Annotated in this window: 10 protein-coding genes; 7 read left to right on the top strand and 3 right to left on the bottom strand. The window is 41.1% G+C overall.

The features are described 5' to 3' along the window. Positions 1 to 917, bottom strand: a 917-nt coding sequence (locus WBM98_RS07390; RefSeq protein ID WP_424365383.1) for a ribulokinase, incomplete at its 3' end; no start/stop codon positions are given. A gap of 241 nt (positions 918 to 1,158) precedes the next feature. Here WBM98_RS07390 and WBM98_RS07385 point away from each other — a divergent pair. Beyond that, complete coding sequence (locus WBM98_RS07385) at positions 1,159 to 1,851, top strand: NUDIX hydrolase (RefSeq protein ID WP_424365382.1); 693 nt, start codon at positions 1,159 to 1,161, stop codon at positions 1,849 to 1,851. Positions 1,852 to 1,938: 87 nt separating this feature from the next. Next, positions 1,939 to 2,166, top strand: coding sequence for a zinc-ribbon domain-containing protein (locus WBM98_RS07380; RefSeq protein WP_424365381.1), 228 nt, complete (start codon positions 1,939 to 1,941; stop codon positions 2,164 to 2,166). Here WBM98_RS07380 and WBM98_RS07375 read toward each other — a convergent pair. After that, the gene (locus WBM98_RS07375; protein WP_424365380.1) at positions 2,146 to 3,060 is read right to left on the bottom strand and encodes a glutaminase; all 915 of its coding nucleotides are present in this window, start codon (positions 3,058 to 3,060) and stop codon (positions 2,146 to 2,148) included. The two genes, WBM98_RS07380 and WBM98_RS07375, sit on opposite strands and share 21 nt — an antisense overlap. A gap of 432 nt (positions 3,061 to 3,492) precedes the next feature. Between WBM98_RS07375 and WBM98_RS07370 the strand changes: the two genes are divergently transcribed. The 5 genes from WBM98_RS07370 to WBM98_RS07350 all read left to right on the top strand — a co-directional run bounded on the left by WBM98_RS07370 (position 3,493) and on the right by WBM98_RS07350 (position 9,998). Then, positions 3,493 to 4,932 (top strand): circularly permuted type 2 ATP-grasp protein, encoded by a 1,440-nt coding sequence (locus WBM98_RS07370; RefSeq protein WP_424365379.1) that lies wholly within the window; start codon positions 3,493 to 3,495, stop codon positions 4,930 to 4,932. Positions 4,933 to 4,945: 13 nt separating this feature from the next. Further along, entirely contained in the window at positions 4,946 to 5,911 is a 966-nt protein-coding gene (locus WBM98_RS07365; RefSeq protein WP_424365378.1) for an alpha-E domain-containing protein, read from the top strand. A gap of 26 nt (positions 5,912 to 5,937) precedes the next feature. Beyond that, on the top strand, positions 5,938 to 6,702 hold the full coding sequence (locus WBM98_RS07360; RefSeq protein WP_424365377.1) for a hypothetical protein: 765 nt from the start codon (positions 5,938 to 5,940) through the stop codon (positions 6,700 to 6,702). Beyond that, the gene (locus WBM98_RS07355) at positions 6,699 to 7,547 is read left to right on the top strand and encodes a transglutaminase family protein (RefSeq protein ID WP_424365376.1); all 849 of its coding nucleotides are present in this window, start codon (positions 6,699 to 6,701) and stop codon (positions 7,545 to 7,547) included. Before WBM98_RS07360 ends, WBM98_RS07355 begins: the two co-directional genes overlap by 4 nt. A 216-nt stretch (positions 7,548 to 7,763) precedes the next feature. Beyond that, positions 7,764 to 9,998 carry a hypothetical protein gene (locus WBM98_RS07350; protein WP_424365375.1) on the top strand — a complete coding sequence of 745 codons (2,235 nt, stop codon included), beginning with the start codon at positions 7,764 to 7,766 and terminating at the stop codon, positions 9,996 to 9,998. Between the two features lie 25 nt (positions 9,999 to 10,023). Here WBM98_RS07350 and WBM98_RS07345 read toward each other — a convergent pair. Next, positions 10,024 to 10,646: hypothetical protein (locus WBM98_RS07345; protein WP_424365374.1), on the bottom strand; the 623-nt coding region annotated here is incomplete at its 5' end.

The following is a 10,646-nucleotide window of genomic DNA, read 5'->3' as shown; positions in this document are numbered from 1 at the left end:
GCTTTATTTGAGGCCACGATAATATCACAGGTAGAGGTTCCCATGACGCGCACCAAAGCATGCTCTTCGATTTTTGCCCCGACTGCGCCGGCATGGGCATCAAAGGTTCCAACAGCGACCACCGTATCCGTTGTAAGTCCTAGTTTATCTGCCCATTCCTTACTTAACTTACCAGCAACTTCATCCGAAGTGTACGTTTTTTGATAGAGGTTCTTTCTAAGGTCGGCAAGGTAAGGATCTAATCTGCCCAGAAAATCCTCTGAGGGCAATCCGTTCCAATCGGGATGCCACATGGCTTTATGCCCTGCTGCACAGCGACTTCTTTTAAAGGACTTCAAATCAGGCGTATCAATGAGTAAAAAGGTCATGAGGTCACAATGCTCCAACCACGTATGTGCCGCGTTTTTGACGGATTCATCTTCCCGGCCAATGTGTAATATCTTTGCCCAAAACCATTCCGAGGAATAAATACCCCCTTCATATTTTGTGTAATCCTCACCGCCCCAAGTAGCGGCAAGCCGGTTTATCTCATCGGCTTCGTCAATTGCGGTATGGTCTTTCCAGAGGACCATCATGGCGTTCGGGTTTTCCTCAAAACCCTTTACCAAGGCCAAGGGTGTGCCTGATTCGGTAACAGGAATCGGTGAAGATCCCGTCGTGTCGATGCAAATGCCTTTAATTGATTTGGGATCGACCTTGCTTTTCAAAACGACGGTCTTTATGGTATACTCCAACCCTTCGATATGATCTAGAGGATGCTGTCTGAATTGATTGGTCGAGGCATTACAGTACAATTGGGTCTTCCAACGCTTATACCAATGTACCGCAGAAGCCATTTCAGAACCGTCATCAGTGTCTATCAAGACCGCCCTCACGGAATCAGAACCATAATCCAATCCTATAACGTATGCTTTCATGTGAAGAACAACATTTTATGATTACTCAAATATAGTGCAATATTTTTTAATAAGTGTCTATTCAACACTTATTTCGTGTGTATTGATACCATCATCAACCAATCCATACCTTTGTTATGCAATTTGTCATAACCAATCAGGTCTATCAATAGCGCTTTAAGTATACGATTCATAACGTTTTATGAGGGCGAAATAGTTTAGATTAGTACCTTTGGATTTGGGCAAAATCATTTAACGGTATATGGTATTAAGGGATTATAATGAGGAGGATAAAGTCTTACTTGCAGTTGACTGTATCATCTTTGGATTTGATGAGGAGGGTTTAAAAATACTTTTGATCAAAAGGGAATTTGAACCTGAGAAGGGCAGTTGGTCCTTAATCGGTGGATTTCAAAAAAAGGATGAAAATCTAGATCAGGCCGCTATTCGGATATTACATCATTTGACCGGACTTCATGATATTTATATGGATCAATTATATGCGTTCAGCAAAGTGGATCGGGATCCCAAGGAACGCACCATCTCTGTTGCCTATTATGCCTTAATCGATATTGCGACCCATGACAGTGAACTAATACGTTTGGATTCTGCCCACTGGTTCAATCTTAAGGATGTACCCCCGCTGATTTTCGATCATGACCTCATGGTAAAAAAGGCGATTGCACGCTTACGCCGGATTGCCATGACAAAACCAATCGGTTTTGAACTATTGCCGGAAAAATTCACGATGCGCCAATTGCAGCAATTATATGAGTCGATCTTGGACAAAAAATTGGACAAGCGCAATTTTATCAACAAGGTGAATTCACTCGATATCCTTATCAAGTTGGAGGAAAAGGATATGTCGGTCTCAAGAAAGGGAGCCTATTTGTACCAATTCGATAAGAACAAATATGACAAAAAGGTATTGGAAGGTTTTAGTTTTAAGCTTTAATACTTTGGGCCTTGGTTAATCGATCCAGATCACAATACTTCTCATGTATTAAGATTACATTCGCGTTGTACAATTTGAATATCGTTTATGAAAGTTTTTCAATGCGGTCATTGCAATCATCCGTTGTTTTTTGAAAATTATACCTGTGAAAATTGCGGGCATCTTTCTGGGTATCGTGACCTAGATCGGCAGATGCCCTCCTTTGATCCATTTCGTTCTTCCCTTCTTTCTGACCGGGAAAATATTGTAAAAACGAAAACCAGTACGGTAACGCACGCGCCTATTTTTCCAAAACTAAAAAATAGTGAAATCTGATTGTGTAGTGAACTCCTCAAGAAATTTCATGCCTAGATAGGAATTTCCATTCGGGTTCAGCAGGGGGCTCCAAACGGCAATGGTATAGCTATGTGGATATACTGCCACGATACCCCCACCTACCCCACTCTTGCCAGGTAGGCCGACCTTAAAGGCGAACTCCCCGGACTCATCATAAAAACCACAGGTAAGCATCAGGGCATTGATTCGTTTCGATTGAGGCTTTGACACGATTTCAGAACCATCCGAAATCTTAAGGCCACCGTTTGCCAAATAGGTAAGGGTATATGATAGTTGCTGGCAGTTCATTTCTAAAGAGCACATGTCAAAATAGAAGTCAAGCACCTCGGTTGGATCGTTCTTGATATTACCTAGCGACTTTATGAAGTTACACAAAGCCACATTTCGGTATCCGTGCGCTTTTTCGGAGTCCGCAATTTTATCTGAGTACGTAAGGTTCGGCAGATTGCTTACATCTCTCACGAAAGCGAGAAACTCCTCCTTGGCATTTCCCAAATGTGAAACCAGGATGTCGCAAATTACAATGGCTCCTGAATTTATAAATGGGTTCCGGGGAATACCGTTATTGATTTCTAGCAAAAGAAGGGAATCGAACCTGGTTCCTGAAGGTTCTACATCGACCCGCTTCCAAATTTTTTCGCCCACTATTTTATAGGCCAACGTCAAAGAGAGTACTTTGGCAATACTTTGGATTGAGAATTTTTCCAGGTTGTCTCCTATCCCGAATCCCTCACCCGTTAAACTGGTCATGTGCACCCCGAACATCGTCGGGTCTACATTGGCCAATTCTGGAATATAGGTCGCTATTTTTCCATGGTTCTCAAGTCTTTTTGTGTCATGGTAGACCTTTTCGATAATCCCTTTGTAATTCAAGAATATTGTGGTTTAGTGGGTGAATGGATTGCAAAGTTTACTATAATAATCTGAGAAATGCGTCTAGAACACCCGTTTGTTTTCCAAATAATTACTAGTAAATCGGAAACCGTATGCCGTGGTTTGCCCGTGGCATTGGTTTAAGACGGCCAAAAGTCGATTACGTCACCTCATGGCTATTCCAAAAACAACGCCATAAGCTTTTTTGGTTATTGAAATTTTCTAGCATCTTTCTGATAATACCAAATTTATGGTATACAAAATTTGAGAACTATATAATTGTTCAAATTATTATTGGTCACACAACACGAAGCCAAGAATTTATTGGTATATTATCACTATATACTGGTACAACCATCAAGTAATTCGAAGCTTGAGCGTAACTCTCAACCTTTGAGTATTTCAATAACACTCCAAAACAAACCCTTTGACATGGCCAAAGTAGATTTTGAAAAATACGAAACCACCGGGTACTACGATGAAATGTTCAATGCTTCCAATGAGGTAAGACCAAACTATAAGCAATTCAAAACGCGATTGGAGGAATTGAGTAAAAACAAACTCCAATATTTACAGTACGGCACGGAAAGGGCACAACTTTCATTGGGCATGACCTTTAATGTTTATAGCGACAATCAAGGGGTAGAACGCATTCTTCATTTAGACATCATTCCTCGGATCATTGAAGGCAAGGACTGGGACCGATTGACAAAAGGTTTGGAACAACGAATTGTGGCATTGAACCTATTTACCAATGACATCTACAATGAACAGAAAGTATTGAAAGACAAGATCATTCCCAAAGAATTGGTACTTTCTAGTGCCGGATATCTGAAGGAATGTATAGGATTGAAACCCCCAGAGAACGTTTGGAGCCATATATCGGGTACTGACCTGATTCGCGGGGACGATGGTGATTTTTACGTCTTGGAAGACAATCTAAGGTGCCCCTCAGGTGTATCCTATATGCTTGAGAACCGAGAAATCCTAAAACGTACTTTCCCAGAGTTGTTCGAACGATTACATGTAAGGCCTGTTCATGATTATACCCACTATTTGAGGGATATGTTAGAGTCGCTTACCAAAGTATACCCTGCCATAAATGCGGTGGTGACACCCGGCACCTACAATTCCGCCTATTTTGTAAACGCCTATTTGGCACAACAGATGGGCGCCGAACTGGTTGAAGGAAGGGATTTGGTAGTTAAAAATGACTTTGTATACATGATTACGACAAAAGGCCTTCAAAGGGTCGATGTCATTTACCGCAGGGTCGACGACGATTTTATTGATCCATTGGTATTTAATAAAGATTCTATGTTGGGTACACCGGGCCTTTTCAATGCGTATCGCAAAGGCAATGTGGTCTTGGTCAATGCGCCGGGAGCTGGGGTTGCTGATGACAAGGCAATTTATGCCTACATTCCTAGAATAATTAAATATTACTTGGGCGAAGAAGTACTATTGCCCAATATAAAAACCTATATCTGTGCCGAAAAAGATGATTGCAACTATGTGTTGGAAAACATTCATAGCCTGGTCATCAAACAAACGGATGGATCTGGTGGTTATGGCATGCTGATCGGTCCTAAAGCCACCAAAAAAGAATGTGATGAATTTGCCGTCAAAATAAAAAACAATCCCAGAAACTATATCGCGCAGCCCATGATCAATCTTTCACGGGTGCCGACCTTGGCCGATGACACCATTGAAGGAAGACATGTGGATCTTAGGCCTTATTGTCTCTACGGAAAGGATATTAAAATAGTTCCCGGGGCACTGACGAGGGTCGCTTTGACCAAAGGGTCATTGGTCGTAAATTCATCCCAAGGAGGTGGAAGTAAAGACACATGGGTATTGGATTCCAACTAAAAATAAGAAATGTATGTTAAGTAGAGTAGCGAATACGATGTATTGGATGAACCGATATATTGAACGGGCCGAAAACTATGCCCGATTTATGGATGTGCATTTTAATCTTTCTTTAGAATCGCCACCAGATGCAGAGGAACAATGGAAACCCTTGGTGGTGATTACCGGGGATTGGCCGCTATACCAATCATTATATAACAAAGTCGATAAATCCAGGGTCATTTACTTCTTAGGTTTTGAACCCAAAAACCCGAATTCCATTTACAATTGCATTACAAATGCAAGGGAGAACGCCCGATCCATTAGACCGGAAATCACAAAGGAAGTTTGGGAACAGATCAATTCAATCTACTTCTTTGTAAAAGAAGGATTGGAAAAAAAACTTTGGAAAAGCAATGACCCCAGAATTTTCTTCAAAAAAATAAAGGAAGATTGCCAACTGCTTTATGGTATTTTTGATGCCACCATTTCAAGGAGCGATGGTTGGCACTTTGGAAAAATCGGGCAATTGATCGAACGTGCCGATAAAACCTCACGGGTTATGGATGTGAAATACCATATTCTACTGTCGACCCCTCAAGAGGTGGGCAGCCCCATAGATTTGATGCAATGGGCCGCTTTGTTGAAATCGGTGAGTGCTTATGATATGTACCGTAAAAAATATGGCAAACTAACTGCCTTGAATATTTCAGAATTTTTAATTTTGGACAAGAAATTTCCGCGATCAATGCTTTGTTGCTTAATTTATGCAGAGCAATCTTTGCAGGAGATTACAGGGAGTATAGGCGGCTTTAGTAATGAGGCGGAAAAGCAATTGGGGAAACTTAAATCAGAACTGGAGTTCGTCGATATCAACGATGTCTTTGCCAGCGGTCTTCATGAATATCTTGATGAGTTCCAACAACATTTGAACAGGGTTTCGATAAGCCTTTACAATTCCTTTTTTGCCGTGCAATCACAAATACAAGGACAACAATAATCGTTCATTTATAGCACTAATAGGCAATGACATACTGTTTAGGCATCAAACTGAAATCAGGATTCGTAGGAATCGCCGATACACGGATCACTTCGGGCACAGAGACGACCAAGGCCAAAAAAGTGTTTACCGTAAACAAAAAGAAGCATTCCTTTTTTATCATGACCTCGGGACTTCGATCAGTCAGGGACAAATCCTTGACCTATTTCAAGGAAATCATTGAAAAGAACGATGAATCCTTCAACAAACTCTATATCGCCGTAAACGCATTTTCCGATCAAGTGAAGCGTGCGGCCTACGAAGACAAAAATTCCTTGAAGGAAGCAGGGCTTTGTTTTAACCTCTTCTCAATCATTGGGGGTCAGCTGCAAGATGACGATGAACACAAAATTTATTTATTATACCCAGAAGGAAATTGGATCGAGGTCACCGATGGTTCTCCCTTTGTGATTATAGGCAATAGTGGCTATGGGAAACCGATTTTAGATCGTGCCATTACCTACGACTCCACCATTAAATTTGCCTTAAAGGCGGGGTTTCTTTCATTCGATGCCACCCGTATCAGTGCCAATGATGTAGACTATCCCATAGATGTGATCACCTATGAAAAAGACTCGTTCCAAATCATCGAAAAAAGATACGAGGCAAATGAGCTTGAAAAAATATCCAAACTTTGGGATAATATCCTTAGTGATTCCATAAAAAACCTTCCTGAAGATTGGATCGATACGTTGTTGGACCATCCGCATCGAGAAGGCGAAAAAGAAATTCATCAATCCCAACATCCATGAGGTTTAAAATTATTCATGAAACGGAATACGAGTTTAGCGAGGCCGTTTTTCTTGAGCCGCACTACCTGAGGTTCAAACCAAAAAACACGCCTCATATTGAATTGGAATCACATTCCTTAAAGTTGTCGATACAACCTGCAGGAATTTCGGAACAGATGGATGCGGAAAATAACTATGTTCATTTCAGTTGGTTCGAGGGTATGCATAAAAAAATACATATTCAATCAGAAGCCATTTTAAAGAGCACCCCATATAACCCATTTAATTTTTTGATTTATCCCCTTGGGCTCAATACGATTCCTTTTTTATACGAGGAACCCTTGCTGAAATTACTCCAGAATTATATAACGCCCCTTCAGATAAATGCGGCGTTGGTTGCTTACGGCAATGAAATTCTCGCTGCAACGAATAAGGCTACTATCCCTTTCCTGACGGAATTGACAAAACGGATTCATACTGATTTTATAGTAGAATCACGGGAAGAGGGTATTCCTTTCAAGGCCGACGAAACATTTGATTTTAAAAATGGATCTTGTCGCGATCTGGTCTGGATGCAAATGCAACTATTGCGTACATTGGGAATAGCTTCACGCTTTGTCAGCGGCTATTATTATGTCGATGTTGAAAGTCCACAGTATGAATTACATGCATGGATCGAAGTCTATTTGCCCGGTGCCGGTTGGATCGGTTTTGACCCCAGTAACGGTATCGTAACGGCACACACCCATATCGCAGTTGCCTCAAGCAGCCATTATATACATACGATGCCCGTGTCTGGAACGGTACGGGGAAAAGCGACATCGAAATTAAGCACTACATTGGTCATTGAGGTTTTGGATAGTTGAAGTGACCCTAAAATAGGAATAAAACTACCATCTCAATAATTCAATATACGCGATTTGATCAACGGCCTAGGTATTCTGATGCTTTTTTTGAGTGAAGTCTTGTTTAATGGTGTGCGTAATTCCATAGGCTTCCGTCCGCTTAAAAATCAAAGGAAGAATCGTATCACAAATTTCATTTTTCGTTCCTACTTGCCTTAAATTTTCTTAAATTCAGTCATGGATAAAACACTTGGCTCATCGAATTCCAAATTTGGAACCCTGCCTGTATTTTTGACGGCCATTTCAACCATTTTGGGTGCTGTAATGTTCCTGCGTTTTGGTTTTGCCGTTGGTTCTGTGGGCTTTACCGGTACTGTGCTCATTATCCTCATTGGTCATATGGTAACCTTTTCCACGGCCATGGCCTTAGCCGAGATCGCAACCAATCAAAAAGTAGAGGGAGGAGGGGAATACTTTATCATTTCCCGTTCCTTTGGCGTTAATATCGGGGCCGCTATTGGTATTACATTATATCTTTCCCAGGCCATAAGTGTGGCATTTTATATCATTGCATTCGCAGAGGCGTTTGAAGCCATTAAACCTTGGGTTGCCACGGAATTCGGGTATGAACTATACGATAACCGTTTGTTCAGTGTACCCGCATTAATACTCTTAATATGGTTGATGGTGTCCAAAGGGGCTAATTTGGGAATGAAAGCCTTGTACGTCGTTGTTACCATTCTTGCTATATCATTGGTGCTATTTTTTATGGGTGCCACTTCTTATTCCGAAACTTTTGACAGTTCCCTGATATTTAAAAATGTATCTACCGACAAAGGGTTTTTTTATGTTTTTGCCATAATCTTCCCCGCTTTTACAGGGATGACCGCAGGTGTAGGGCTGTCAGGGGATTTAAGAGATCCCAAAAAGTCAATTCCCATAGGCACACTATCAGCGACTATTTCGGGAATGATCATCTATGTGTTCATTGCTTACAAGTTAGCCTCATCGGCTAGCCCAGGGGATTTGGTCAATGATCAGCTCATTATGAGCCAGATCGCCCTATGGGGCCCGATAATCCCTATCGGTTTGGCCGCAGCTACCATTTCATCCGCATTGGGGTCATTTATGGTCGCACCAAGGACGTTGCAGGCCATTGGCGGTGATAAGGTATTCCCCAACAGATTTGTCAATTTTTGGGTGGCCAAGGGAACCAAAGTAAATAACGAGCCGAGAAATGCAACGATTCTTACCAGTGTCATTGCATTGATTTTCGTGCTTATGGGTGATGTGAACGCGGTGGCCGAAATTATATCGATGTTCTTTATGGTCACCTATGGCTCATTGTGCTTGATCTCGTTTATGCAACACTTTGCAGCAGACCCCTCATACAGACCTTCGTTTAAGTCTAAATGGTATATATCGCTTTTCGGAGCTATCATGTGCATCTACTTGATGTTCAAAATAAATACGGTCTATGCGATGGCTGCCATCTTGGTCATGGTATTGTTATACTTCTATATCACCTTTAAAGGCGATAACAAAAAGGGAATGGCCAAGATATTTCAAGGTGTGATGTATCAATTTAGCAGAAAAATGCAGGTATTCCTTCAAAAATCAGAAAAGGAAACTGCCGAAGAATATTGGCGGCCAGCAGTGATATGCTTGTCAAAGGAAAGCTTTGATAGGTACAGTGCTTTGGAAATCATGAAATGGATATCGCATCGTTATGGTTTTGGCACCTATATTCATTTTGTGCAGGGGTATTTATCCAAAGAATCAAAGGCCGTTGCAGAAAATAAATTGATGAAGCTGATAAGAATAGCATCTTCGAGTAAATCAAATGTTTTTTTGGAAACTATAATATCCCCTTCGAATACAGGTGCCATTGCCCAAGCCATACAACAACCCGCCATCTCGGGACAGCCCAATAACACCATACTCTTTGAGTTCAAAAAAGGGGAACGGGAATGGTTGGGAGCTATCATAGAAAACTATAGTTTGTTAAAAGTTGCCGAATATGATTTATGTATTCTGGCCAGTTCGGACAAAGGGTTTGGTTATAAAAAATACATTCATATATGGATTCGAAGGGAAGATTATGAGAATGCCAATTTGATGATTTTACTTTCCTATATTATTTTAGGACATCCGGATTGGAAAAAGGGGGAGATAAAAATATTCGCCACCTTCCATGAAGAGCATTTAAAACGCGAACAGGAGTATTTAACCGAACTTACCACGAGCGGGCGATTGCCCATTTCTGCAAATAATATAAATGTGCTCCCTATAGAAGCGGGGATTAAAAGGAAAGATCTGATCAATCAATATTCTGCAGATGCGGATCTCACGTTGATAGGGTTTCATGGTAGCATGATGAAATCAGAAAAGGCCATTGAACTATTTGAGGGGTATGATAATATTGGTAACATTCTTTTCGTGAACACTTTGACTTCAAAATTCATCAAATGACCCCCTATAACCGGGCAATGCGCTGTTAATCGTTTGATACGGATACCTCATCAGCATGTGTGTCCGCCTCAAAAGCTTCTGTATATTTGAAATCCTGAAACCAATAAGAGGACGAAATAATATCAAATAACCTTTCATTGCCACCGATTTCCTCAATTTTAAGCTGCCAGATAATATCTTTGGCATCCGTGAATTGGTCCCCATCAACCTGTTCTTCAAACAATCGGTAAATCAAGGTGTTCTTGGGCATACCTGCTACCAATAATCGAATCAAGGGTGCTTCAGGAAAGTCCTTAAAGACCTCCATTACATCTTTTTGTTTTGCCGTCACCTTGACTTGAAATTTTACCGCCTCCGGTCGTGGAAATTTACCATTAAAGGCCTCATACAACAGTTGGTTTACATTAAAGAACGCTTCGTGCAAGGAAAGGTCCGCATATTCTTCCCACATCTTTTCATCAATCATCTCATTGGAAATGTTCTCGATCTGTCCTTTGTTCAATCGGTCTTTGAAAATATAGGCCAATACAATTTTGGCAGCATCCTCAGGCTCATGATCCGTCAAAGACATCAAGCACATATCTTTCAATTCGTCTGGTTTCAGCTCAGAAACATCGGAATACTCCATGATTTCAAGCATGTTTGTAT

It is taken from the genome of Maribacter sp. (assembly GCF_049667165.1).
Lineage (GTDB): Bacteria > Bacteroidota > Bacteroidia > Flavobacteriales > Flavobacteriaceae > Maribacter_A.
The sequence above is the reverse complement of the archived record's forward strand: the minus strand, read 5'-3'. Positions and strand labels throughout refer to the sequence as shown.